Source organism: Phormidium sp. CCY1219 (assembly GCF_035615515.1).
Taxonomy (GTDB): Bacteria; Cyanobacteriota; Cyanobacteriia; order Cyanobacteriales; family Laspinemataceae; genus CCY1219.
In genome coordinates, this window is sequence record NZ_JAJENT010000836.1 from 15716 (window position 1) to 40399 (window position 24684).

22 protein-coding genes are annotated in these 24684 nt (G+C 50.4%); 9 read left to right on the top strand and 13 right to left on the bottom strand.

The annotated features are described in order from the left end of the window. Window positions 1-31: 31 nt before the first annotated feature. The 3 genes from LKK83_RS26500 to LKK83_RS26510 form a co-directional block, all read right to left on the bottom strand. Entirely contained in the window at window positions 32-613 is a 582-nt protein-coding gene (locus LKK83_RS26500) for a hypothetical protein (protein WP_324634475.1), read from the bottom strand. 169 nt (window positions 614-782) lie between these two features. Further along, window positions 783-1997: an AAA family ATPase gene (locus tag LKK83_RS26505; protein WP_324634476.1), complete on the bottom strand. Its 1215-nt coding sequence runs from the start codon at window positions 1995-1997 to the stop codon at window positions 783-785. Between the two features lie 150 nt (window positions 1998-2147). Beyond that, a complete protein-coding gene (locus LKK83_RS26510) occupies window positions 2148-3203 on the bottom strand; it encodes an N-acetylmuramoyl-L-alanine amidase-like domain-containing protein (protein ID WP_324634477.1) in 1056 nt (351 codons plus the stop codon). Between the two features lie 910 nt (window positions 3204-4113). Here LKK83_RS26510 and LKK83_RS26515 point away from each other — a divergent pair. From LKK83_RS26515 to LKK83_RS26525, 3 genes are read left to right on the top strand one after another with little or no spacing between them, the layout of a single operon-like run. Beyond that, window positions 4114-4236 (top strand): hypothetical protein, encoded by a 123-nt coding sequence (locus tag LKK83_RS26515; RefSeq protein ID WP_324634478.1) that lies wholly within the window; start codon window positions 4114-4116, stop codon window positions 4234-4236. After that, window positions 4229-5911 (top strand): CTP synthase, encoded by a 1683-nt coding sequence (locus tag LKK83_RS26520; protein WP_324634479.1) that lies wholly within the window; start codon window positions 4229-4231, stop codon window positions 5909-5911. The genes LKK83_RS26515 and LKK83_RS26520 overlap by 8 nt, the downstream gene beginning before the upstream one ends. Before the next feature lie 31 nt (window positions 5912-5942). Beyond that, window positions 5943-6368, top strand: a complete 426-nt coding sequence (locus LKK83_RS26525) for a hypothetical protein (RefSeq protein ID WP_324634480.1) — start codon at window positions 5943-5945, stop codon at window positions 6366-6368. 81 nt (window positions 6369-6449) lie between these two features. Here the strand turns inward: LKK83_RS26525 and LKK83_RS26530 are convergent, their stop codons facing one another. The 5 genes from LKK83_RS26530 to LKK83_RS26550 all read right to left on the bottom strand — a co-directional run bounded on the left by LKK83_RS26530 (window position 6450) and on the right by LKK83_RS26550 (window position 11962). Further along, the gene (locus LKK83_RS26530; RefSeq protein WP_324634481.1) at window positions 6450-7385 is read right to left on the bottom strand and encodes an ROK family protein; all 936 of its coding nucleotides are present in this window, start codon (window positions 7383-7385) and stop codon (window positions 6450-6452) included. Window positions 7386-7475: 90 nt separating this feature from the next. After that, the gene (locus LKK83_RS26535) at window positions 7476-9266 is read right to left on the bottom strand and encodes an ABC transporter ATP-binding protein (protein ID WP_324634482.1); all 1791 of its coding nucleotides are present in this window, start codon (window positions 9264-9266) and stop codon (window positions 7476-7478) included. Window positions 9267-9346: 80 nt separating this feature from the next. After that, the gene (locus LKK83_RS26540; protein ID WP_324634483.1) at window positions 9347-10555 is read right to left on the bottom strand and encodes a cupin domain-containing protein; all 1209 of its coding nucleotides are present in this window, start codon (window positions 10553-10555) and stop codon (window positions 9347-9349) included. A 140-nt stretch (window positions 10556-10695) separates the two neighbouring features. Next, window positions 10696-10854 carry a hypothetical protein gene (locus tag LKK83_RS26545; RefSeq protein WP_324634484.1) on the bottom strand — a complete coding sequence of 53 codons (159 nt, stop codon included), beginning with the start codon at window positions 10852-10854 and terminating at the stop codon, window positions 10696-10698. A gap of 103 nt (window positions 10855-10957) precedes the next feature. Then, complete coding sequence (locus tag LKK83_RS26550) at window positions 10958-11962, bottom strand: hypothetical protein (protein WP_324634485.1); 1005 nt, start codon at window positions 11960-11962, stop codon at window positions 10958-10960. A gap of 177 nt (window positions 11963-12139) precedes the next feature. On the opposite strand from LKK83_RS26550, the gene LKK83_RS26555 reads away from it, so the two are divergent. Further along, window positions 12140-12970, top strand: coding sequence for a nucleotidyltransferase (locus tag LKK83_RS26555; RefSeq protein WP_324634486.1), 831 nt, complete (start codon window positions 12140-12142; stop codon window positions 12968-12970). Window positions 12971-13130: 160 nt separating this feature from the next. On the opposite strand, the gene LKK83_RS26560 is transcribed toward LKK83_RS26555, so the two are convergent. The 3 genes from LKK83_RS26560 to trxB all read right to left on the bottom strand — a co-directional run bounded on the left by LKK83_RS26560 (window position 13131) and on the right by trxB (window position 17800). Next, window positions 13131-14012 (bottom strand): ABC transporter permease, encoded by an 882-nt coding sequence (locus tag LKK83_RS26560; protein WP_324634487.1) that lies wholly within the window; start codon window positions 14010-14012, stop codon window positions 13131-13133. 334 nt (window positions 14013-14346) lie between these two features. Beyond that, entirely contained in the window at window positions 14347-16203 is a 1857-nt protein-coding gene (locus tag LKK83_RS26565; RefSeq protein ID WP_324634512.1) for a glycosyltransferase, read from the bottom strand. Between the two features lie 226 nt (window positions 16204-16429). Beyond that, the gene (gene trxB, locus LKK83_RS26570; RefSeq protein ID WP_324634488.1) at window positions 16430-17800 is read right to left on the bottom strand and encodes a thioredoxin-disulfide reductase; all 1371 of its coding nucleotides are present in this window, start codon (window positions 17798-17800) and stop codon (window positions 16430-16432) included. Window positions 17801-18053: 253 nt separating this feature from the next. Here trxB and LKK83_RS26575 point away from each other — a divergent pair, with 253 nt between their 5' ends. Continuing rightward, window positions 18054-18719: a class I SAM-dependent methyltransferase gene (locus LKK83_RS26575; protein ID WP_324634489.1), complete on the top strand. Its 666-nt coding sequence runs from the start codon at window positions 18054-18056 to the stop codon at window positions 18717-18719. Between the two features lie 75 nt (window positions 18720-18794). Here the strand turns inward: LKK83_RS26575 and LKK83_RS26580 are convergent, their stop codons facing one another. Further along, entirely contained in the window at window positions 18795-19298 is a 504-nt protein-coding gene (locus LKK83_RS26580; RefSeq protein WP_324634490.1) for an O-acetyl-ADP-ribose deacetylase, read from the bottom strand. A 41-nt stretch (window positions 19299-19339) separates the two neighbouring features. On the opposite strand from LKK83_RS26580, the gene LKK83_RS26585 reads away from it, so the two are divergent. Then, window positions 19340-19909 (top strand): NUDIX hydrolase, encoded by a 570-nt coding sequence (locus LKK83_RS26585; RefSeq protein ID WP_324634491.1) that lies wholly within the window; start codon window positions 19340-19342, stop codon window positions 19907-19909. Window positions 19910-19940: 31 nt separating this feature from the next. Here the strand turns inward: LKK83_RS26585 and LKK83_RS26590 are convergent, their stop codons facing one another. Next, complete coding sequence (locus LKK83_RS26590; protein ID WP_324634513.1) at window positions 19941-20435, bottom strand: DUF427 domain-containing protein; 495 nt, start codon at window positions 20433-20435, stop codon at window positions 19941-19943. A 654-nt stretch (window positions 20436-21089) separates the two neighbouring features. On the opposite strand from LKK83_RS26590, the gene LKK83_RS26595 reads away from it, so the two are divergent. The 3 genes from LKK83_RS26595 to LKK83_RS26605 all read left to right on the top strand — a co-directional run bounded on the left by LKK83_RS26595 (window position 21090) and on the right by LKK83_RS26605 (window position 24639). Then, the gene (locus tag LKK83_RS26595; RefSeq protein ID WP_324634492.1) at window positions 21090-22241 is read left to right on the top strand and encodes a hypothetical protein; all 1152 of its coding nucleotides are present in this window, start codon (window positions 21090-21092) and stop codon (window positions 22239-22241) included. A 385-nt stretch (window positions 22242-22626) separates the two neighbouring features. Next, window positions 22627-23655, top strand: a complete 1029-nt coding sequence (locus LKK83_RS26600) for a hypothetical protein (protein ID WP_324634493.1) — start codon at window positions 22627-22629, stop codon at window positions 23653-23655. A 384-nt stretch (window positions 23656-24039) separates the two neighbouring features. Continuing rightward, window positions 24040-24639 carry a gamma-glutamylcyclotransferase gene (locus tag LKK83_RS26605; RefSeq protein ID WP_324634494.1) on the top strand — a complete coding sequence of 200 codons (600 nt, stop codon included), beginning with the start codon at window positions 24040-24042 and terminating at the stop codon, window positions 24637-24639. The last annotated feature ends 45 nt before the right edge of the window (window positions 24640-24684 follow it).

Sequence of the window (24684 nt, forward strand, 5' to 3'; positions counted from 1 at the left end):
TAACACAACAAGGGTGAAAGAAGGAGGCAGACTATAATTCCTCTAACTTTTGATAAACGGCAAGCAGGGATGGAAGCTCTTCCCACGGCACGCGGGTTAAGCGATCGTTCAATGAGGAAAAGACCCAATCGGGAGACATTACCGACAATACCGCACCCAAGCAAGCTTTGGGACGAAAACGCCGTTTTTTAACATACGGCTCATCGGGAATTTGGTCAATAAAATTTTGCGCGTTTTCTACTAATTCTGTGTCTGAATTGGAACGAGTTTTAAGAGAATTGAGTAAAAAGGTTTCCAAAGCGCCCTCACTGTGGGGCGGTACCGCGATCGCCAGCACTGTTAACCGATGGCTTTCCGGAGGCGTTTTCCGCGGGTCTGTGCGCGCATTGACCCATTCCCCCAGTTGCAGATTGTCCCTATTTTCTAATTGACTGTCCCTTGCCCACTGGGCGATAATTTCTACAGATTCCGACTGGTTGCGGGTATCGCGATCGAAAAATACCACAATTTTTGCCACTCGATTCTTCGGTTCTCTCTCCCGGCGCGTGCGTTCGATCGCTGCTTTCAGTTTGACCGGAATTTCATCAATTCCGCCACAGCCCCAAATACCCACTTCTCCCTCGGATTTTTCGGGATGCGCGTAACCAGTTTAAGACTTCGTTATTGCGATCGACTTGAAAGTTAATCACTTTTTTTTTGATGTTATGACTACCCCAATCGCTGGAGAAAATAGCTGATGAGAATTGCGTCGGTCTTTCCTTCGCCAAAAATCATCCGTTTCATCAGCGCAACTCCAATTCATACTTATGGCGGCTTTCATACGCCTCGCGACCGGTTAGCGGCCAAACTTCTGGAATCCCCGCCTCTGCAGAGGGTTTAATCGTGAAGATGCGAACTGGGTCTTCTTCTGAATTGACAACTGCCCCATTTTCGCCGTAGAGCGCTTCTAAAAAGCTATCGGCAAATTCAATACTGTGTGAAGTCACAAAGAGCTGGTTATTAAATTCATTGGCATATTTAACTAACAGCGGAATAAATGGGGATTGTGCTGCTGGGTGCAACGTCACCTCTAATTCTTCAATGCAATGGACGCCGTTTTGAAAGATTAACATTTGCCCGAGTAAGTAAAACCATCGCCGCATTCCATCACCAAACGAATAAAGCGGGAGTCGTCTTCCATCTGTAGTGGCGATCGCCACCGGCGCAGGGGTACCATTGGGATAGGGGATCAGATCGATGTCAAGGACTTCGGGAAAGGCTTGCTTCATTTCTGCAATAAATTGACCAAAAATATCATACCGCTTGAGTTGGCTGAAGATGCGAAGGTCTTCTCCGAGGGTTCTATGGTCTAAAATTTCATGTAATGTAGCCGAGCGAAACTGGGGTTTTGCCTCAAATTGAAATTGAGGAAAATATAACTGGTTTTCTAATTTTTCGCCATTGAATTCAACGCTCCATTTTCCTAAATAAGTATCGGGAATATTTCGATGCTGGCTTCGGGTTTCAGCGGTTGGCGAGCGCGCGGGTATAAGCTGGGTGAATCCTCTAGTTTGAGAAGAGAAACTGCCGGACAATTGGCCTAAACCGAGCGGATCTAGGAGAGATAATTCGGCGGCGGGATGAAAGGACGATTTGAGGAGATAGGGTGAAGGAGTATCGAGAGTTTTTGCTGAGAGGGTAAAGGTATAGGGGAGGGAAGAGGTATCTCGAAATAGGCTAAAAATTTTTTCGCCCAGGTCTAACGGGCCGGAAACTGCATTATCCGCTCGGTTCAACACCACCTGACCCATAACGGCGGCTAAATTAAGACCGCAGGCATGGGTGTAAATTGCTTCGAGTATGCTACTTTTTCCCGCATTATTTGGGCCAAAAAAGAGATTAATTTTGCCTAGGTTATTGAGGTTTAAGTGTTTGAACTGACGGAAGCCTTCGATCGCGATCGCGTCATATCGACTGCGAGGGCGATCGGATGGGGAATTGGAATTAGCTGGCGGCATAGGTTGAGTGAGGGAGAAGGGGTGGCATGGGATTATTATAGCGTTTTTCGGCGCGCATTTTTCGGACAATTTATGGAAAAAAAGAACCAGAGGGCGCACCGACGACCCGAGGGAGAATCGGGGTGGCGTCTAGGGAGGGTCAATAATATTTTAGCGGGGGTCAAGGGGGCGGGCTAAAATAATGCCAATTTGTCCATCTACAGCTTCTACATAGGATTGCAAATCTGGAGAGATTTTCACTTCGCCACTGGGAGAAGCGTGAATAAATCCAATTTTGCCATCGGGATATCGATAAACGAATCCGGTATGGGTGACATCGAGTCCGGGGATATCCGTAGCGGTGGCGATGATATCTCCGGGTTGCAGGTGGGGGTAGAGGGTGTAAATTTGATGTTGGGGAATGTATTTGAGTTGAAGTTGATTGAGATTTGCTTCTACATTTTTCAGGCATTGATAATTGGCATTGCTGGCGGCAATTTGGGGGTAGCTGTGCCAGTTGGCGGTCATAAAGTTAAACTGTTTGTGCAGTGGGAAACCGCCGAGTTTTGGGGTAATGTTTTCGACAATATTGCGCGTTTGGTTATCATTAATCCAGTCAGAAAAGTAGTGGAGTCTGCTACAATAGCCGTTGAGCTGTCCGTGACGATAGCGCTGTTCGAGCAAGCGATCGCGAAATCCGGGGTAAGAATAATCTTCCTGGGCAATTCCGCGAGCGATCGCCAATACGGTTTCCACAAATAGTACGCAATCAAATCCTTGCAGGGAAATGGTCAATTGCTCTTGATTGGACTTGTCTAATAATCCGGCGATATAGGGAGTCCCGAGGAATTGTTCGGCGATCGCCTGGATAATTTCCCCCAAGGAGCGATCGAAGAGGTTGCGGGCGATCGCATTTTGCATCATCCGGGCAAAGCGGCGACCATTTTCATCTGGGGGAACCTGCAATCTGGGAGGCAAAACTGGCTCGTGCAGTGGGGGATAATTTTGCAGTGTGGGTGCTTGATTTTCGCTCCAATCTGCGGGAAGTTCGTGGGGGGCGTCATTTTGCGGTGCAGAAGCCGAGAAAGCGGAACGGGGGGGTGCTGCAACCATGAGCGAGTCAGGGGTAGGCGGTGCAGAGCCATCCAGGAGAGTGGCGGGAGCGACGATCGCCGCGCCTAACAGAGTAAATTGTAGCATATTTTGGGGAGTGAATAAATGAAGCATTGGGGAATTTTTGGTCAGTAAAGGTTACTCAGAGAACGCTTCTCGTTTTTCCGGGACAAATTAACTGAACCGGACAAGAAAGCCAGGGTTACATTGTTCGGATAACGAGTCAAACAGAAGCCAGGTGAGAGTGAAAAAGACTCGAAAAATTTCAGGCAATTTTACCGCTATCCGATGGCGGGATAATCGGGAGAGTCCGAGGGAGAAGATGAGCCAGAAGTGGTGGGAGAAACGCCCAAAAAACAGGAAATGGCTTGCCGGACAAGTTAGCCTAGGAGTCAGGGGGAATGCAAGGGAGAGGAGTGGAAATTTACCCAACTTACCAAAGTTTTACCATTACGGTCACAAAAAATTGGCCCAGATTGAGGGGGAAAAGGCTGATTTGGCGGTAGATTGGGGGGAAATGGAGGGGAGGAGGGGATTGAGCACAGGTGGTAAGCGGGGGTAAGGGAAGGAAAAATGAGAGGCTGAAAAACGGCGATCGCCAGGGACAATGCGCCGGTGGTGGGAGAGTGGAAGTAGCGGAGAGGAAAGGGGAAAGGGGGGTGGGATTTGGCTGTTGTTGAGGCGATCGAGTGGGGCGATCGCCTGGATGAGGAAAAGCGGAGGTAGCGGGGGGAGAAACCTCCAGGGCGACAGTTCATGCTTGCGGATTCCTTGGAGGGTGAAAACCGGGGGCTATCCTGACTCATTGGCGATCGCAATAGGGGAGATTTATGTTAAACTGAGTCTTGTTGAAAATTGAACGGCAACAACCATCGTGAGGGAAAGCTCGTGGCAAAAGCAATGAAATAAAGGGATTCTCAAACAATAGATCCGGCACTCATCGCGAGAAAAATTTCAACCCCGAACGCAAGGGTAAGCTTTTGAGTACAAGGTCACGAGGCGATCGAGTCTGGTAAGATGCAGGTTGCACGAGCGAATCCATTTGAAAGCGGGCGCGATCGGCAACGGCGGACCGGGCGAAACGGTGGCAAAATTAACGCAGTATGTAGGCGCAAGAAACGCAGCGTTGGGCAATTTTTATGACTAAATTTGTGTTTGTAACCGGCGGCGTAGTATCCAGTATCGGCAAAGGGATAGTCGCCGCGAGTTTGGGACGGTTGCTCAAATCGAGAGACTATTCCGTGTCGATTTTGAAGCTCGACCCTTATATTAATGTAGATCCCGGCACCATGAGTCCTTTCCAACATGGAGAGGTGTTCGTCACGGAGGATGGTGCGGAAACCGACTTGGACTTAGGACACTACGAACGCTTCACCGATACCTCGATGTCGCGTCTTAACAGCGTCACCCAAGGGTCGATCTATCAGGCGGTACTGAATAAGGAACGCCGGGGGGATTATCAAGGCGGAACGGTGCAGGTGATTCCCCACATTACCCATGAAATTAAAGAGCGGATCCATCGGGTGGCGAGAAATACGAATCCGGATGTAGTGATTACCGAGATTGGCGGAACCGTGGGGGATATCGAATCTCAGCCATTTTTGGAAGCGATTCGCCAGTTTCGCAAAGATGTGGGGCGCAATAACGTGCTTTACATCCACGTGACGCTGGTGCCTTGGATTCCGTCGGCGGGGGAAATGAAGACGAAACCGACGCAGCACTCGGTGAAGGAGTTGCGCTCGATCGGGATCCAGCCGGATATTTTGGTCTGTCGCTGCGATCGCCCGTTGCAACCGGGACTGAAGGACAAAATGTCAGAGTTTTGTGACGTGCCGGTGGAATGCGTCATCCCCGCACAGGACGCCAACAGCATTTACGAAGTGCCCCTGATTTTGGAACGGGAAGGGTTGGCGCAGCAAGCGATCGAGCTGCTGCGACTGGATGAGCGAGAACTGGATTTAAGCCAGTGGCAAACCTTGGTAGAACGGCTATATCAGGGTGGAGAACCCCTGGATGTGGCGATTGTCGGGAAATACGTTCGCCTCACCGATGCCTACCTGTCGGTGACTGAAGCGCTGAAACATGCGGCGATCGCGCTGGGAGTAGAGATCGACCTGCACTGGGTCAACTCGGAAGATATCGAAGCTTACGGGGCGAAAAAATATCTGCAAAACGTTCAAGGCGTGCTGGTTCCCGGCGGTTTCGGCATCCGAGGGGTGGATGGAAAAATCGCCGCCATCCAATACGCCCGAGAAAATACCCTGCCATTTCTCGGCTTATGCTTGGGAATGCAGTGTGCGGCGATCGAATGGGGCCGTAACGTGGCGAAGCTAGAAAATGCCAATAGCGCCGAATTCGATCCCAATACCAGCAACCCGGTAATCAACCTGTTACCGGAACAGCAAGATGTGGTGGATTTGGGCGGTACCATGCGACTCGGATTGTATCCCAGTCGCCTGATCCCCAACACCCTCGCTGCCCGTCTCTATCAAAAAGAGGTGGTTTACGAACGTCACCGCCATCGCTACGAATTCAACAATGCTTATCGCAATTTATTCCTCGAAACGGGATATGCGGTTAGCGGTACCTCTCCCGATGGGCGACTGGTGGAAATTATCGAATTTTCCCATCATCCGTTCTTCATCGCCACTCAATTTCACCCCGAGTTTCTCTCGCGACCGAGTACCCCTCATCCGTTGTTTCTCGGTTTCCTGCAAGCGGCGTTAGCCCACAGTTCCGAGTCACCCGCCCCGGTGGAATCCGAACAGCGATCGCCGGCCCTGAGTTCTCCAGGCCAATCTCGAACCACGACAACGGGCTGAAATGCTGGGAAAAGCGGTGTGAGGAGGTCTTGTGACGTATTGGGTCAAGTTCATTTATGACAGAGAAACCTACGTGGTCGATCTAGAACGGATCGGTGCGTTTTGTCAGTCTCCAAATGGCAAGCTAACCTTTTGGTTGCCAACCAGCCGCAATCCCGTTGTCATCCATCCGCGAAGCAATGCAGAGGCTTATCAAAAGGTGCTTGATTATCTGAAAAAAACCACCCAATACTCCCTAGACGCCTATTGGGTAAAAATTCACTACGAACGAGAAGAATATGACATCGACCTGAATCGAATTAGTTCTTTCTCTTGCTCTCCCGGTAGCCGGAAAATTTCTTTTTATTTGCCCGATAGCGGAATGCAAATTATCATTCATCCGCAAAGCAATCCGGAAGACTATCGCAAGGTAATCGAGTACGTACACAAAACCACGGGATTTCACTTGGACGGCTAAACCAGTGGCGAGGTTGCCCTAAAATGAGTGAATCAGGACTATTAATCCCTTGTTTCTCTCCCCTGATTCACTCATTTACAATTACTTCACTTCTACCCGTTGCCAAGCTAATTTGGCTGCACCGACAATTCCGGCGCGGTTGCCTAATTCAGCCACGACTAATTGCAAATCCCCCCGACAAATCGGCAACACCCGGCGCTCGATTTCTGCTCTCGTGGCGCTTAAGAAAAATTCGGCGCTGGCACTGATTCCGCCACCCAGCACGATCGCTTCGGGTCCGAATACATAAATCAAACTCGCCAAACCGGCACCGAGTTGATGTCCGTAAGTTTCCCAAAATTCCAACGCTTGGCGATTGCCTGCTTTAGCTGCATGACCCAATTCGTCGGGAGTGGTTCGGGTGGCGCGTTGAATCGCCTGCACCGACAGATGCTGTTCTAAGGATCCTTGGTTGCCGCTATGGCACTCCGGTCCGTAGAGATTCAGGGTAATTAATCCCAACTCCCCAGCGGTGCCCGTATGACCGGTAAACAATTTGCCATCGAGAATAATGGCACCGCCCACGCCAGTTCCCAGGGTCAGCATTAGCAGGTTGCGAAACTGGCGACCGGCCCCTAACCAGGCTTCTCCCAACCCGGCGCAGTTGCCATCGTTGGCCAAAATCACGGGTTTGCCGGTTTTTTCGGATAGCCAGTTTCCCAAGGGGACATCATGCCAATTAGCAAGGTTAATCGCTACTTTGGCAATTTGTCCCGAGGGGTCTACAGGACCGGGGGTACCGACTCCGATCGCCAGAGTGCGGTTTTCTGGGTCGAGGGTGGCGATCGCTTCTGCCATGACGCCAAATACGGCTTCTGGCGTGGAGGGTTGCGGCGTCGCCACGCTGACGGCTTGGTGACAGTGACAGCTTCCATCGGCACCAAAGCGGCCTAATTTTATCGCACTTCCCCCGATATCCACGCCGATAACGTAAGGGGTATTGTTGGGTTCTATTACCACATCGGCATCTGTAGTCATAATCTAACCTAAATTTTCCTCTGCTTTATTGTACGAGGTGACGTTAACCTTGGCATAGAATCAACGGGATGCGCGCCGCTTCCAGAACCCCTAGGGTGTTTCGCACTGCATCCGATACAGTTGAGTATAATGCCCGCCTCGAGCCAATAGTTGGTCATGGGTGCCGATTTCCACAATCCGCCCTTTGTCTAAGACGGCGATCCGATCGGCATTTTGCACCGCCGACAATCGATGGGCGATCGCTAACGTGGTGCGATTGCGGCTTAGATTGTCAATTGCCTCGCGAATTGCCCGTTCGGAAATCGTATCTAAGGCACTGGTAGCTTCATCTAAGATTAAAATATCCGGATCTTGCAGCAAGGTGCGTGCGATCGCCAATCGTTGCCGTTGTCCTCCGGATAAGCAAATTCCGCGATCGCCAATCTTCGTCTCGAATCCTTGGGGCAATTCTAGAATAAATTCATATGCATTTGCTTGTTTCGCGGCCTCAATCACTTCCGCCTCGGTGGCATGCGGTTTCCCATAGGCAATATTCTCCAACACCGAGGCATTAAATAACACAGTTTCTTGAGTGACAATTCCCATCGCCTTTCGCAAGCTTTTGACATTGAATTCCCGCAAATCCCTGCCATCTAGGGTAATTTTACCCGCAGTGGGGTCGTAAAACCGAGGTAACAACTTCGCCACGGTGGATTTTCCCGCCCCTGATGCCCCGACTAAGGCTAAGGTTTCTCCCCGGTAAAGCTGGAAATCGATGCCGTCCAAAACCGGTTGGGCGCGATCGCCATAGGCAAAGGAAACGCGATCGAAGCGGATTCCTTGGGCGATCGGCACATAATGGCAATTCCCATTTTGAGAAAAGGGTTTGTTATCTCGCCGCAAAAATTCATTCACGGCTTTTATACTGCTGGCGCGATTGGCAAATTTGCTGCGAAATCCGTTCAATTGGGCAATTAAGGGCAACAGGCGAAACAGCAGGAATAAATAAGTCAGCAAAATTGCTGAAAGCGAGGCCACTTGGGTGGGAAAAAATGCATTTCCCAGTCCGACAATTAGCAGAATGGCAAATAGACTCATCACTTCCGATAGGGGGGCGATCGCTGCCGAGTTGGCTTGGGCTAAAAAATCGGCTTGTTCGCAGTTTTCAATCGCCTGCAATAAGCGCCGATATTCTTTTTCTTCATTGGCGGTGGCTTTGATGAGTTGGATGCCAGTCAGGGTTTCCATCACGCGAATGGAATATTCTTGTGAGGTTTCGGAAAAGCGTTTGCCAAAATGCCGAGATCGGGCGATGAAATGCTGATTGACGGCGGCGATCGCGCCGACAACTGCGGTGGAAACTAGGGTTAATGGGGGCGAAATCGAAATCAACAATCCGAGAAATACCAATACCGCGATCGCCGCGATCGCCATCCGAATTCCATTGCGAATCGAACTCGCCGCCCGATTGATTTCAATTCCCAAACAGTTGACCAAATCCCCGAGTTTTGTGGTATGATAAAATTCTAGGTCAATTTCGAGTAACAGTTGAATTCCTCGCCCCCGCAAATCCGCAGTCAGCGATCGGGTGAGGGAATTGGCCATAATGGCATTTCCATATTGCGCTAAATTTCGCAACATTACCAGCAATACCACCCCGCCCGTCATCGCCGCTAAATGATGTGTGGGCGACAGCGCATCAAATGCCGTGACGAGGCGATCGAGTATTAACGGTGCATCGCTAAAATCCACCGGATTGCCCACAAATTCTACCAAAATCGGCACGATTAAAGTGGCGCTGACTCCATTAAAAACCGATTCGGCGAGACCCAGAAAAATGGCGATCGCAATAGCCCCGGGATGGCGTTTCACTAAATCCAAAAGCAGTTTATTTTCACTCATAGATAGATAGCCATTTTCGATGCAAATAAAATCCTTTTTTAGGTGGTAAAGTGCCCAGCATATTCACCGATATATTCCGATTATTGCCCCTTTAGCAACCCAGCGCGATCGCCCTTGTCCACGCAAATAATGCCTTCGGTGACTAAGCGAGAAATCAGCGGTAAAATATCAGCCTGTAGGTCAAACTGGGGCAATCGACTAATAACCTGTTTGAGGGTAAAAGTTTCCTTGGCAAACAACCAGTCCAAAAACTCCCGAGGTAAGCCTTTCAGGGCAATGGATTTATTTCCCACAAAAATGTTATATTCATCGTTTTCCAGGGATTCGATTCGCACTCGTTGAAAGGGCGGACGCTTAAATTGGGTATTGAGTTTATCCCGAAAGATATCGTAGCCCATTTGATAGGGAAAAGAATAGGGAATGGGTGGTTTTTCTAAACTGGCGAGATAGTTAGCATATTGGGTACTGAGGGAAGGGTCGAGTAAGTAATCGATGAGGCGGTGAATTAAGCCATCAATTTGAGCCGTCATTTGGGTAGAATCTTGAGGGGCGATGGGGGATAGGTTTTGACGCCACTCTTCTTTTTCCTGCAACTGCGTGACTAACCAATCGACAAAATCAACGCCGGTTTGACAGTCAATTCCTAAGGTTAAATGCAAGGAAGGCTCATCTACTGCGATCGCATAATGCCAATGACCCCGAGGAATATATAAAACATCACCGGGATTGAGGATGCAGTGCAGATAAGGGTCTGTAGTCGGCGGGGATAAATCCGAGGAGGGATGAACGGATAAAGGGTATTTAAAGGTGTCTCTAAACACCAACCATTCTTTTTGTCCGGCAATTTGCAAGATAAAGACTTCATGGGTGTCGTAATGACACTTAAATCCCTGTTCTCCGGGCCAAGAGCAGTAGCTATTGACCTGGGTGCGATGACCGATTTCATAGCGCAATGCGGCGGCAAATTGGGCGATTTCGGGCAAGCGGGTATGGAGGCGATCGATGATGAGGGTTGCACCTTCTTGACAGCGCTGGATTAAACTATCGCGATCGTCGCTTGGGGATAAGATTTCGCCATGTTTCGAGAACCGCAATTCCGGATGACTGATATTATGGAAATTTAACAACTCGTTGAGTTTGTCCCAGGAAAATAGATGACTCAGTTTGTCTGGCGATTCTGCTTTGATGAGTAATCCTTCTTGACTCCAATTCTCCGAAAAAAATTGTTTCAAAGAATAGGGATACAGGAGGCGGGAAAAGGCTTTCATTTTTTTTGTAAAGTACCGCATTATTTTAATGTATCATGCTTCAGGCATTTTTCAACATATAACCAGATATTTTTGGCAAAAAATAACGCACCTAATCTGGTGCGTTAGAAACAGCAATTCTTGATTAATAAGCCGAGAAATGGTTTAGTCGCCAATGGAGTTTAGCGGCGACCTCCGGCATCTACATCGTAGCCATAATCCACATCTTGGCCATCCATTGTCAGGGGAGTGCGGGTGCGACGGGGGGGATGAAGGGTGGTGACTTTAATTTGGATGCGGGGTTTTTCGAGAACGGCGGTAGAAGAAGAATTGGCTGGCATAATCAGTGACCTCCTAGTTAAAAATTACGGGGTATTTGGCGTAGAATTACGCGCTTTAATAAGAATTAAATGGTTAGATTCGGATGGAGAATTTGAGGGGGAATCAATCAAAACGGTTCGCGTCAAATTCGTAGTTGAAATCGGAATCTTCTGAACCCGGATTGGAATTGCGCGATCGCCCGCCAGTTTGGGTAACATTCATTTGAATGCCGCCGGGGGTCACCAGAGAACCATCGGGGCGGGTGATTGTATAAGCATCGAAGTCGTCATCATCCATATCGCCGACGAGGGTTAAGGGTTCCCCGGGATTAACGGCGATCGCGCCTTCCCCTTCCGGAATGCCATCCACGAGAATTTGCCCATTACCCGTATCGAAGAGGAAACTATCCGGTTCCGTGCGCGCTACAACGGTGCCAGTGAGGGTCATCATGCCCATGCCGGTGAGCGGATCGGTGGCGACGGGTGCGGGTGTAACCGGCAGGGGTGCCAGGAGCGATCGCGCCCCTGCGGCGATTTGTTGCGCCATTGCTGGATTATACATGGGATTCCCACTGCCGATCCGACCTTCTGCCGCGCCGTACATCACAAAGTGTTCCCAAGGATCTGCCCCTGCTGCTACTACATCCGGATTATTGCTTTCGTAAAAACTGCGGTCGAACAGTTCCGGCATCCGCCCTTCAGAGGCTCCGTAGCGGACGAAATGCTGCCAGGGATCGGCTCCTGCCGCCGCTACATCGGGATTGCGGGTTAAATAGTCGGAGGTATTGAATCCAGACCCGATTGCCGGATCCGCGATCGGCATGGTGGGATTCAGCGGTTGAGCGATTTGTGTGCCGCCCAGAATCGCCGATCCATCGGCACGAGTAATGGAAAATGTATCGATTTCCGTCCCATCCCATTCTCCCACTAGCACATTGACTTGTTCCCCGAGGTTCAACCCCAGTTGATTCGCCCGCAAGGGTTCGGTATCGACGATCGCACTTCCGCCGGTCCAATTCAAGATAAAATCATCGCCGTTGTCGGCAAATCCGCCCACCGTTCCGGAAATCACTGCACCCGGTTGGATGCCGATCGCGGTGTTGGTTGGTTGTACGAAATCAAAGTCCATTGTTCTCATCCTCGGTCTGTTTCAGCGTTATTCTTAGCTTCGGCGATGAATCTAAAATAATTATTAAGGCAACATGAGAAGATTCTCACTGAGGCGGCGATCGCTTCCCTGGGGCAGATTGAGGGTTTACGATAAAACCAGATAACCCCACAGGCGATCGCCGCAAGGAAAGCAAAGATGACGGAGATTTTACCCATTGGCAGCGTCTTGACCACCGATGCCCAAGGATTTATTATGAATGAATGCAGTTTGGAGAAAATCTCGCCGCCGTGGAATCTAGTGGTGGAAGAGATAAAATCGGCTTATTTGCGCCATTTAGGCAGCACCCTACACAGCATTTACCTGCGCGGATCCGTACCGCGCGGGCAAGCAATACCGGGCATTTCTGATGTGGATACCTTTGCGGTGGTTTTGGGCGATCGCGAAGCCTTGGATTTGTCCTGGAAACGCGAATTTCAAGAGTTTATTACCACACAGTATTCCTTTTGTCAAGGGGTTGAACTCACATTAATTCCCCTCACCGATATTTTCCAAACGCGCCGCGATCGCCCGAATCCAATTCAACTGTTAATCAAAACTCAAGCCCTCTGTATTTTTGGCGAATCCTCGCGGGAGATTCTCCCGGGAATTAAACCGGGAATTGATGCTACAATTCAGGCATGGACGATTCGCCGCGATATTACCAAAGTCATGGAAGATTTGCAAGCCTTAGAGAACGATGGCACATGCGACGAACGGTTCGTGCAAAAAGTTTGTAGCTGGATAATGAAGCGCATTCTTCGCACCGGCTTTGAGTTAGTGATGGAACGAGAGGGCGTTTATACCCGGGATTTATATCCCTGTTGGGAAATTTTTTCCCGCTATTATCCCCGAGAGAAAGACCACATGAAACGAGCATTACAATGGGCGATCGCACCCGGAACTAACCCCCGGGAAATCCGGCCTTTTTTAGAGAGTTTTGGCGGCTGGTTAATCGCGCAAGTTGAGGAAAACTTGTTGCCAAAATAAGACCATTTTCACAGCATTAATAATGTAAAAGTGCAAAAGATTTCCAACGTTTTTGTACCAGTATGCTGAGTCTCGGGTGGGGCGGATTAAAAAATAGCCCGCGTCGGCGGGCTTTGTCCGAATAGTCCCACCCTGAAGGGGTGCGGATATTTTCACACCCTTATTCGTTTCGCATTTTGGGATTGACAAATTCGTTCAATCCTTCTCCGAATAAAGATAATCCCACCACCATTAGGGTCATGGTACAACCGGGGAAAAATGCGGTCCACCAGATACCAGTGGGAAGGGCATCGAGAGCTTGACGCAAATCGTGACCCCATTCTGGCACTTCTTCGGGAAGGCCCAATCCGAGAAAACCCAATCCGCCGAGGACCAAAATTGCATCAGCGGCGTTGAGGGTAAACAATACCGGTACGCTTTGGATCACATTTAGAAATAAGTAGCGCGAGAGGACCCGCCAGGTGGAAGCGCCCATTGCTTGCGCCGCTTCGATAAACAGTTCGGTTTTGACGCTGACGGTGTGATTGCGAACCACCCGATAATATTGGGGAACATAGGCGATGCTGAGGGCGATCGCGGCATTCCAGATTCCGCGTCCCACCACAAATGCCAGGGTAATCGAAAGCAACAATCCGGGCAAGGTGTAAATGGTATCCATTAAGAATAACAAAACCCGGTCTAATCTTCCCCCTAAATATCCGCTAACCAAACCGAGGGGAACCCCGATCGCCATACTGAGTGCGGTTGCCAAAATCACCACTTTCCAGGCGACTACACTGCCCATCAAGGTGCGACTAAACACATCATATCCCAGGCGGTTGGTACCAAACCAATGGGTCCAGGAAGGGGGTTCGTGAATCGGGTTGCTCAAAAATTCGGTGGGGTCTTGCAGGATTCCCCACTGGATGAACAACGGCGAGAAGATGGCAATCAAGATGAAGGTCAGGGTAATGGCAAGTCCCACCCACATCATTTTGGTGGAGAGGGTGGGGCGATCGGTTAACCGCAAAAAGCGCGGTACGCGGGATTTGGTGATGGTCATCGATGGAATTACCTCAGGGCGGAGAGTATTTTACAACAATCTAATTGGGTTGCATTCCCCAATCCGGGCGATCGGGAAATTTCAGACAGTCAGTTTGCTGGCTCAATTCCCTTCATTTCCCCATAGCTGGCGCGAGAACGTGGGTTTATATTTACCATGTTTTGTCAATTTTGTCGAGAGTTTTTTAGCAGTTGGGAAAATATTTTGCTCTGGTAACTTCACCCCGGGCAAATCCCCCACAACCCATGTCATTGGTCATTGATTATTGGTCATTTGTGGGTGGTTATTTGTCATTTGTCCTTTGTCATTGGTCATTGGTCATTGACCGACCTACTTATTCTAAAATTGGCAGATGGTTGAGGCCAATTTTGGCGGCGAGTTGGGTATTTTCATGGGGGAAGGGAATTCGGTACTGAATGCGCGGTAACAAAGCTTGCCATTCTGGTGCGGTTAAGGGGGTTTCGATGAGAGAAATTTCGGGGGTTTCTTCTCCCGCGTCCAGGTCTTCTCGGGAGAATAAGTTTAAGCCAATAGTAGCTAAAATTAAATCCGGTTGCATGTCCGAACTCTCCGGAAGGGTGCTGCATTCGATGAGGATGGTGATGTTTCCTGGGTTGGGATGCTCGATGATGGGGGCGATCGCAGTTTCTAATTCTTGCAGGAGGGTTTCCTCGGGTTGATTCCAGTCGGGAAGGGCGATCGCATTGGTCTCGGTGAGGTTGAATTGAGCCAAAAAACTCTCGTCTATCTCTCCAGATTTGACCGCTTTTAAAATCGCTCGCACGTGAATCACTTGTCCGGGAGATTCTTGATGTTCGAGTTGAACGATACTGAAAGCTCCTTTAAATCCATAGCTGCGACAGAGTTCGAGATAAGCGGGAAATTCGACCGCATAATACATGAATGAGTTAATATTCCAATAGCTGACATGAGTGGGGTCTTGAAATGCTCCCCTGCCATCGGTAGAAGGGACAAAAATATCGACTTTTCCGTTTGGTTTGCAAATCCGCCAAATTTCATTCATGGTTTGAATTCTATCGGGCAAATGCTCGATAAAGTCATGCGCTCTAACTTCATCGACGCTACTATCGGGAAAGGGAAATTGTTGGGTGAGATCGGCGACAATATCCACGTTAGACCAGGGATAAATATCCACGCCGATATACCCGGGTGGTTTTTTTGCTCCACATCCTAAGTCAATGCGAAGGGGTTGGGAGGTTGGGGTTAGTATCTGCGGTACGGGAGGGTGCTGTGCGAGTCCTGCGCCGTGGAGGGAACAGTAATGTTTGGTCGGATGAAAAGACTGTTGCAGCAATGAGGAAATATCGTAAGTCGAGCCGTAGGAAATGTCTAAGGGAATTCCCCATTTTTGTTTAAATATTTCCCAGTTTTTTAATAACAGTTTTTGGCGATATTTTTTGCCTTGGGTTTTAAAGCTTTGACTGCCAAAATGATGGATAAAGCAGCTTTGGGCGATCGCAGCTTGGAAGCCGGCGATCGCGGCGCGGATGCAAAAGTCGTCGTCTTCAAAATTACCGAGGCCGTAGCGGGTATCTAATCCGCCAATTTTGTCCAGTACGGTGCGCTTAATCAGCAAACAAAATCCCACTACCCGCCAGGAATATACCATTTCTCCCTGCCGTTTTTTCCCCCATTCGCTGGCAAATTCTGCTAACCCTTCCAGGGAGTCGATGGGGTAGTTGACTTCGGCAATTCGTTGCGGGCCGGAAATGTAATTGGTCACCGGTCCGACGAGACCGACTTGCGGATGGGTTTGGGCAACGGCGAGCAATCTTTCCAGCCAATTCGGCGTGACCACCGTATCGTTATTGAGTAAAAGAACATAAGCTCCTTCGGCGATCGCCATGCCTTGATTATTACCCACCGCATAGCCGAGATTTTCGCTGTTGAGAATCAGTTTCACCCTCTGACAGCAATCAGGGGGTGAATTGGCCGATTTCTGCTGCGATGCTTGCCACTGACGCCGCCATTTGATTAAATATTCATCGGTGCCATCTGTTGACGCATTATCCACCACGATCGCTTCATAAGGAATCGTGGTATGCTCCTGAATGCTGGCCAAGCATTTTTGGGTATAATCGAGCTGATTGTAAGCCAGGATAATAATCGAGACGAGGGGCGATCGCTCGGTTCCTGCAAGGGGCGGATGCACGGATGGCGCTGGATTCATCACGGCTTCAATCTCCGATAATTTTTAACTCCCTATTGTACCAGTTCGCGGCGGTGGGAAAAATCAGTCAATCCACATGGATACCGGGCGATCGCCGATAGGGACACAGCACTGCTGTGTCCCTACGTTACCACTGGAAAAAAAATCGTTGATTTTCCGGTCGGTAGAACCTACGGCGTTGCCTTCGAGAGCGGATCGCAATCAGAGGAAACCGGGAAAAACCGGGCTACAGATGCTTTTCAATCTGTTCGCGATACTGACTTTTTTGCTTAACGCCTTTCATTTCATGCACCAGGTCTTTATTTTTGAAAAACTGAACCGTGGGGGTACCGATGATGCCGGCATTATCGGCAATTCCGGGGTCTTGGTCGATGTCGATTTCCACGAAATGAATTTTCCCCTCGAATTCATCCACCACCTTGTTTAAAATCGGTTTGAGGGTGTGGCACGGCCCGCAGGTGGGGGAGACGTATTTCACCATAATCACGCGATCGCTCTCGTGGTAAAGCTTCCGCAAGGCATATCCCCCGGCGTGGCGCGTTTCTTGGATATCGAAGGTCTCTTCCGTATCTGCTGCTTGCGCTTTTTCTTCCGGTTCTGGCGCTTTTTCCGACTCTTCGGTTTGATGGAACTCTTGCGCTAACCCTTTTTCGGCTAACAAACGTTCCGCCAACATCGCCCCCATGCAACCGGTTCCCGCCGCCGTGACTGCTTGGCGGAATTCGTGGTCCTGGACGTCACCCACGGCGTACACGCCTTCGACGCTGGTTTCTACGGAGTTGGGTTTGGTGACCACGTAACCGCGTTCGTCGAGTTCTAATTGCCCTTTAAACAGTTGCGTGTTCGGGGTGTGACCGATCGCGTAGAACAATCCCTTGACGCGCAGTTCGTGTTCTTCCCCGGTTTGCTTGTTCTTGATTTTTATCCCTTCCATGCGACCATCTTCGCCACCAAACACATCCTGTGCCTCGGTATTCCAGTGAACGGTGATTTTCGGGTTCTTTAACACCCGGTCTTGCATCGCTTTCGAGGCGCGCATTTGATCCCGGCGCACTAACAGGTTCACGTGACTGCCGTATTTGGTCAAATATACGGACTCTTCGGCGGCGGTATCGCCTCCGCCCACTACCGCGAGATCCACTCCTTTAAAGATGGGACTCGCCCCATCGCAAATGGCGCAGGCGGAAATGCCGTGACTCCAGAATTGATGTTCGTTGGGCAGTCCTAGGCGTTTCGCGGTGGCACCGGTGGCAATCACGAGGGTGTGGGTCTTGAATTCCCGTTCGTCGGATTTGACCACAAAGGGACGCTGACTCAGGTCTACTGAGGTGACATCTTCGGTGTACAGTTCCGCCCCCCATCGCTTCGCCTGTAGTTTCATCCGTTCCATGAGTTGCGGTCCGGTGATGCCTTCGGGAAAACCGGGGTAGTTCTCCACTTCGGTGGTGGTCATCAGTTGCCCGCCAGGAATACCTCCCACCTGAAACCCTTCAAATACCACGGGTTTCAGGTTGGCGCGGGCGGCATAAATGGCGGCGGTGTATCCGGCAGGTCCAGATCCGATAATGACTAGGTTTTCAACTGCAGGGTTTGCCATTGGCTTCTATCCAAACTCATAACGACTTCGTTTTAAGCCTATTATAACGGCTTGCTAACCATTATCGGTGATTTGAGTCACCTCAACCGATGGAGGGGGAGGAAACTGAGGCGATTTCAAAACAGCAATCGGTTTTTGGTGATTGTGAATTGTCAATTGGCAACTCAATCGGGCGCGGGAGAAAAACCGCGCTGCAGAATGTGGGGCGTTGAGCGCTACGATAAGGTCGAGATGTTAAGGGTGATAACAAGCGATGGAACGAGTGCTAGAACCGGAAGTGATGGATACCTGGGAAGATGCGGTGGAATACGATGCGATGGATTTTGTGGAGGTGAATACGGCGTTTGCGGAAAGCGCGATCGCCCTCGGACCACAAGCAGGAACCATCCTCGATGCCGGCACGGGAACTGCCCGGATTCCGATTATTATCTCTCAGCGTCGTCCCGAGTGGCACATTACCGCGATCGACTTATCGGAAAATATGTTGAAAGTGGGGGCGCAAAATGTGCAGCAGGCGGGTTGTGAGGCGCAAATTCAGCTAGATTTCGTGGATGCGAAGCAGATGCCTTATCCCGACGATCGCTTTGATTTTGTCATCTCCAATAGCATCGTGCATCACTTGAGCGACCCGATGCCATTCTTCCGCGAACTCAAGCGGGTGCTAAAACCGAATGGGGGGATATTTTTGCGGGATTTAATGCGGCCTGCGGATGTGGCAACAGTGGATGGGTTGGTTGCCCGGATTGGCGAGGAGTATAACGAGTATCAGACGAAGTTATTTCGCGATTCTCTGTTTGCTTCCTTTACTTTACCGGAAGTGAGGCAAATGCTGGCAGATGCTGGGTTGTCGGGGGTGGAAGTATATGCCTCTTCCGATCGCCATTGGACCGCCCAGCGCTCTTGGCAACCGGAACGGTAATTCGGTCGAGGATTATACGCGATCGGCGGCAGAGCCTCCAGAGGTCGTTCCCAGCATGAGCTGGGAACGAGGGTGTTATACTAAGGGGGTATAAGTGTGATAGACGCGATCGCCGAAACAGACAAAGCGAACTTGGGCGATCGCCGGATTGGCGGAGAGAAACTGCTTCACCTCTCCCACGGCAATTCGGGCGGCGCGGTCCAGGGGAAATCGATAGACGCCGGTACTAATTGCCGGAAAGGCGATAGTTTTGATATCATGTTGTAGGGCTAAGTGCAAGCTATTTCGGTAGCATTGGGCGAGCAATTCATCTTCGCGATCGCCCCCGCCATGCCAAACCGGACCGACGGTGTGAATCACAAATTTAGCTGGCAAATTGTAGCCACTGGTGATTTTAGCCTCTCCGGTTTGGCATCCGTGAAGTTGGCGACATTCCTTTAATAAATCCGGGCCGGCGGCGCGATGAATGGCACCATCCACGCCACCGCCGCCGAGGAGAGTTTCATTTGCTGCATTGACGATCGCATCGACCTGTTGTTTGGTAATATCGCCTTGGATGACTTGGATTTTCTCGGTCATACGCTCACTATTAAAACGAGGACATGGAGGAATCAGCGGGAATGAGGAAAGAAATCCAAAAATGGAAGTCGTTGCGATCGCAGCTTGTCTTCGAGAATCAATGGTGCAAAGTTCGGCGCGATGAAGTGCAACTTCCCAGCGGCGAAATAATCGATGACTTTTATGTAAACCTGCGCCCCGATATCGCCCTGGTCTTTCCCCTAACTCAGAATAACGAAATTGTCTTCGTCCGTCAATACCGACATGGGGTAGGAGAAATTTTACTCGAATTACCCGCCGGAGCTTTCGATCCGGAAACTGAAATTGCCGCCGAAGCAGCAGCGCGAGAAATGACCGAAGAAACCGGCTATATTTCCGAAGAACTGATTCCCCTTGCTACCCTTTACGATAATCCGGTGAAAGACACGAATGCCATTCATGTCTTTTTCGCGAAAAACGCGCGCGATGGCGGGGGGCAAAAGTTAGACTTAACCGAACAAATCGAGGTAGTATTAGTGCCCGTTTCGCGAGTCATGGAAAAAATCAACCGGGGGGAAATTTGCGTTTCGGGCAGTGTTGCGGCTGTTTTTTTAGGATTGAATTTTTTAAACCAACAAAAAAACATAACTTAAAAAAAAGGTGGGCATTCGCCCACCTTTTTTTTTACCATCCCATCGTGCCCGAACTGCCTTTAAACGGACCGACAATTTCCTTGGTAATCCAACCGCCGTAAAAATCCCCTGCTTGGGCGTCTACTTGTTCGCCATCCACATAACAGGCATCCATTTGATTGGCATAAAACCCCAGAGAATTTTTGATGGGAGAAAACTTCGACGTGGGTACGGGGTAAGACCACGCCCCATTTTCCACTGATTTATCGCCGACGGTGACGCTGTAGTAATTCGCCACCCCTTTCCACTCGCAGAAACTGCGGCGATCGTTTTTGCTGATATATTCCATTTTGATGTCTTCCGTGGGAATATAGTACACCGGCGGGTGACTGGTTTCGAGGACTCGTTGGGCGCGATGGGTATCCGCAATGGTTTCGCCGTTGAAGATAACTTGAATGTGTTTGGAGCACTCTTCTAAGCGCGGAGGGCGGGGATAATCCCAGACAGATTCTTGTCCCGGACCGGGTTCGATTCGTTGAGGGCGCATAATCATTTTAGAGGGTCGTTGTTTGGGGTTGTATGGAGTTTAATTTAGTTATTATAGCGCGGCTAAATTATTTTTTCAACTGGGTTTGGGGAGAATTGGCAAGGAGTTGACCCAGGTTGTGCTTTCACCCTGGGCGAGTCAGGGATTGCTCCTCATTTTCACAAATTTATTTTCCGACTTGAGGAGGGTTAGCAGAGGAAAGTGCTGGGTTTCCAGGGGATGCCGGATTGGGGACACTGGGGGAGACAGGCGATCGCACTCCAAAAGCGATGCACCGCCCTCTATTTTCTGGCTGATTCAACTCACTTTGCGATCGCCCATCTCGGGGAAAAGGAATCCCGGGGGAATAAAACCGGGGAAATGGCGGTTAAAAATGCATTCCTTGGGCGATATGCGCTTTTTTTATTGTTAATTAATTGGGAAAAGCCGATAAAATGTTCCCAATCGGGAGGGAAGCTTTTTTATCCCCGATGGGGGAAAGAAAATCCGGAAGGGTTGTAAAACAACTGAAAAATACCCCCTTTGGGGGATGGCAAAATACCGGAAAAGATGTTTGTTAAAATTGAGAAAAAGTAAAACGCAGGAATCGAAAAACTTTTATAAAATTGCTGCGTCTTTTTTTTAGAAGCAAGTAAAGCTAGGAGTAGAAAATCGATGAAACCTTATGCAACAGTATCCACTTTAGTATTAACTGGAATTTTGTCTTTGACGGCGGGTCTGTGGGGGATAGAAGCGGCGCGGGGGGAAATGGCGGAATTGCCTTTCTCGCGGATCTTGGTAGCGAAAGGCGATCGCGACTTTGATGATGATGACTTGCCGCGATCGGTGCAAAGTGCCGTGGTGCGGGATTTATCGCGCCGTGCCAATATTTCCGAACGTCAGATCCGGGTGGTGGAGGCGAGTGAGGAAACCTGGCCCGATAGTTGTCTGGGACTGTCTAGAGGAGGAGAATTTTGCTCGCAAGTGCTAACCGAAGGATGGCGGGTGGTGCTGAGCGATGGACGCGATCGCTGGGTGTATCGCACTGACGAAACCGGGGCGGTGGTGCGCCTCGCCGCCGGTTCAAACGTGACCGGTAGCGTGCCCCAATCGGTGGCTAATTCGGTCTTGCGCGATGTGTCCCGGCGGGTGGGACAACCGAGGGAGAGCTTGCAAATTGCCAAAGCGGTGCAGAAAACCTGGCCGAATGGATGTCTCGGGGTTTCTCGCCCGGGACAGGTCTGCACCCAAGCGCTGGTGGAAGGATGGCAAGTGACGGTCATCAGCGATCGCAACCCGGGACAGCGGTGGATTTATCATACCGATAGTAGCGGCGATCGCATTGTGCTAGCCGAGAGCTACGACAGTCAATCCACCCGGGGGTCGGGGTTCGATACTGCGGAGATTGCGCCCTTGCCGATTCCGCACAACGAATTGCCACAACCCCTCTCGCGAGGGATAGTGTTTCGGGCGATTAGCAGTGGCGGATTTGCCGGACGCACTTACGAGACGGTGCTGATGGAGGATGGTACCTTGATTCAAGTGCAGCGCGGGTGGGGAAATGCCACCGATCGCGATCGGCGCGTCACCCGGATTCCTCGCCGGGACTTGCGCCGCTTTCAGCGCTTGCTGGCACGCGCCCAGTTCGCTCGCTACGATGGGTTGAGCTATGGTGCCCCTGAAGGCGCTGCCGATTATATTACCGTAACGCTTTCTAGCGATTCGAGTACCTGGCGATATGCGGATATCGTGCAAGAAAACTTGCCGGACCATTTGCAGCAGGCGATCGGCTCCTGGAATCGGATCGTCACCCAACTTTACCGCTAATCGCCGGATGTCAAATTCCCCGCCAACCGTGGGTTTTTAGGGAAATCTGTACTTTTTCGGGATCCCACCGTGGCGTCTTTTGACCTTCAATCCCTCCGGAAGCACCGGGGGGACGTTTTTTCTGTGGGTGGCGATCGCCTAGGGGGGGGAGTGCCAGGGGGAGGGAATTTGTCGCCTCTGATGTGGAGCGATCGCTCCGGAAGCCGCGATCGTTCGTTATTCTTCAGGTGGGGAGGAATCCGACGCTTAACCCTACTTTTGGGGAACTCGCATCTGAGGTGTTGATGTCTACGTTGCTGGTTTGGTGGTTTTCCATCCCCCACACCGGGCGCGGTTCCCGAGAATTCGGGCGCGACTGGGGTTCACTGATTTCACAGGAGGTGCTATGGATACCGAGAACAAACGCCCCCCAACCAAACCCCCCCAACCCCTGATTCTTGCTTTTATGCTGACTGGGGCGCTGCTGCTGCATACTCATCCCAAGGTGACGCCGGAGGCGCGGGCATTACCCGATCCGATCGCCACCGCGTCAAAATTTTTGCACAGTACCCGCACGTTTCTCAGTCACACCATCGATCCCTACCGTCTTCCCGACGCGATCGCAGAAGCAGTTCGCCAAGACTTATCCCAAAAACTCGGAATTGAGGTTTCCAAACTGCAAATTACCGACTACCGTCGCGAAAACTTGCCCCAACCCTGTGATGACAAGGCGATCGCCGAGAAAACTTGCGATGGCGCGCCGCAGGAGGGATGGCGGATTGTGGTCTCGAATTGGTGGGTCTATCGCAGCGATTTGCAAGGCGACGCGATCGCCCTGGAGACTCCGGATGTTCCCACCAGTTATCTGCCCGATACGGTAGCGAGTGCGGTGTTAGAAACTGCTGCGCGCCGTTCCGGTTTACAAATCTCCGAGTTGAGTATTGAGCGGATCGACTCGCGCCAGTGGAACAGTGCTTGTTTGGGATTGCATCCCCCCCATACCCCTTGTTACCAGGAAAAAATCCCGGGTTGGCAAATCGCGATCGCCACTCCACAGGGTCGTTACATCTATCACACCGATAACACAGGCGAGGTGGTATTGTTCAATTCTGCCTTATCCTCCGCCCACAGCAACCCCGTGGAACCCCCTTTACCCTCAGAACTCGTGGTAGCGGTCAAGCAAGATTTATCGGAAAAAGTGGGGATTGCGCCCACAGGGTTGCAGGTGATGGAGTATAGTCGCCAAACGTGGGGCGATCGCTGTCTGGGTCTGCTCAATTCCGATGCAGTTTGCCAACCTCTCCCCGTGGACGGATGGCGGTTGGTGTTATCCAATGGTGAGACCCGCTGGGTTTACCGCACTGACGCCGAGGGTCACACCGTGGGATTAGAAACCTCCATCCCGGACGAACTGCCGCCGTCAAATTCTCAATAAGCAATCGAGCATTTTACCTTTTTTGTTTTTCAATCCAAAAAATTGTCAGTTGTCAATCCGTTACTTTTATTCCGTCGCACATTCAATTTGCATAATTGCCGATTAAATTGAAAGCGCCTTTTGCCGGGGATAGTCTCACCAATTCGGGGTGCTAAACCTGGGAAATCATTGATTTTTTGTCCCATTAGGGTGATTATAGGCGTCAAATTGGCGAAAATTGGCGAAAATCAGAGGATTGAGCCTTGGGGTTCCCGGGAAAAATGGCAGAGCAAATTATGCAATTTAAGTGAACTTTATTAAAACTTTATTAAATCTACGGTTTTCCGGTCGAGATTGTGTTGATTTTAGTCTAAGGGTTTGGTAGAATTCCTTATCAAACAGTAGATGAGTTCGGAAATGACGATCGTTCACCCTGGACATTTTGAACCCCCTTGCCAAAACGTTGCTGGCGATCGCGAAACTGGCGCGTTGTCGGTAGTCCGCCCAGAGGAACCGACATTTTACTATTTCGCCTATGGGTCTTGCATGTGCCCGGTAGATTTGAAGCGATCGCTCGGAGAAAGCACCTATCCCTACATTGTCGGACCGGCGACCTTAGAGGGGTATCGGTTAGTGTTTTATGGGTATTCCGACTTACGCAACTGCGGCGTATTGGACGTAGTGAAAGACCCAAGCGCCTCAGTGGAAGGGGTATTGTACCGACTTCCCCTGCGACTGAGCGATCGCCTAGACGAGCGAGAAAAAGGCTATCATCACGAAATCATCCCCATCCAGTGCGGTGGGAAAAATTACCCCGGAGTCCGCACCTACGCGGTGGATAACAAACTTTCCGAAGAGCTTCCGCCGAACGACTGGTATTTTAACGTGGTATTGCGCGGTGCGGTAACTTGCGGACTGTCCGAACAATATTGCTGGCGGTTGTTCCATCGGATGCATCAATTGCAAACCCGCCATTCTCAAAACCGACCCTTAAAATCAGCATGAAAAAGCGATCGCCACCTCAATCAGGCCCAGAGAATATCCATCTGG

Excerpts from the sequence above, each read along its gene's own strand:
- LKK83_RS26510 (WP_324634477.1), bottom strand. The coding sequence starts at position 3,203 with ATGCTTCATTTATTCACTCCCCAAAATATGCTACAATTTACTCTGTTA.
- LKK83_RS26605 (WP_324634494.1), top strand. The coding sequence starts at position 24,040 with ATGAGTTCGGAAATGACGATCGTTCACCCTGGACATTTTGAACCCCCT.
- LKK83_RS26590 (WP_324634513.1), bottom strand. The coding sequence starts at position 20,435 with ATGCGCCCTCAACGAATCGAACCCGGTCCGGGACAAGAATCTGTCTGG.
- LKK83_RS26575 (WP_324634489.1), top strand. The coding sequence starts at position 18,054 with ATGGAACGAGTGCTAGAACCGGAAGTGATGGATACCTGGGAAGATGCG.
- LKK83_RS26530 (WP_324634481.1), bottom strand. The coding sequence starts at position 7,385 with ATGACTACAGATGCCGATGTGGTAATAGAACCCAACAATACCCCTTAC.
- trxB (WP_324634488.1), bottom strand. The coding sequence starts at position 17,800 with ATGGCAAACCCTGCAGTTGAAAACCTAGTCATTATCGGATCTGGACCT.
- LKK83_RS26545 (WP_324634484.1), bottom strand. The coding sequence starts at position 10,854 with ATGCCAGCCAATTCTTCTTCTACCGCCGTTCTCGAAAAACCCCGCATC.
- LKK83_RS26535 (WP_324634482.1), bottom strand. The coding sequence starts at position 9,266 with ATGAGTGAAAATAAACTGCTTTTGGATTTAGTGAAACGCCATCCCGGG.
- LKK83_RS26560 (WP_324634487.1), bottom strand. The coding sequence starts at position 14,012 with ATGACCATCACCAAATCCCGCGTACCGCGCTTTTTGCGGTTAACCGAT.
- LKK83_RS26505 (WP_324634476.1), bottom strand. The coding sequence starts at position 1,997 with ATGCCGCCAGCTAATTCCAATTCCCCATCCGATCGCCCTCGCAGTCGA.
- LKK83_RS26540 (WP_324634483.1), bottom strand. The coding sequence starts at position 10,555 with ATGCGGTACTTTACAAAAAAAATGAAAGCCTTTTCCCGCCTCCTGTAT.
- LKK83_RS26550 (WP_324634485.1), bottom strand. The coding sequence starts at position 11,962 with ATGGACTTTGATTTCGTACAACCAACCAACACCGCGATCGGCATCCAA.
- LKK83_RS26520 (WP_324634479.1), top strand. The coding sequence starts at position 4,229 with ATGACTAAATTTGTGTTTGTAACCGGCGGCGTAGTATCCAGTATCGGC.
- LKK83_RS26595 (WP_324634492.1), top strand. The coding sequence starts at position 21,090 with ATGAAACCTTATGCAACAGTATCCACTTTAGTATTAACTGGAATTTTG.
- LKK83_RS26585 (WP_324634491.1), top strand. The coding sequence starts at position 19,340 with ATGAGGAAAGAAATCCAAAAATGGAAGTCGTTGCGATCGCAGCTTGTC.
- LKK83_RS26565 (WP_324634512.1), bottom strand. The coding sequence starts at position 16,203 with ATGAATCCAGCGCCATCCGTGCATCCGCCCCTTGCAGGAACCGAGCGA.
- LKK83_RS26555 (WP_324634486.1), top strand. The coding sequence starts at position 12,140 with ATGACGGAGATTTTACCCATTGGCAGCGTCTTGACCACCGATGCCCAA.
- LKK83_RS26580 (WP_324634490.1), bottom strand. The coding sequence starts at position 19,298 with ATGACCGAGAAAATCCAAGTCATCCAAGGCGATATTACCAAACAACAG.
- LKK83_RS26600 (WP_324634493.1), top strand. The coding sequence starts at position 22,627 with ATGGATACCGAGAACAAACGCCCCCCAACCAAACCCCCCCAACCCCTG.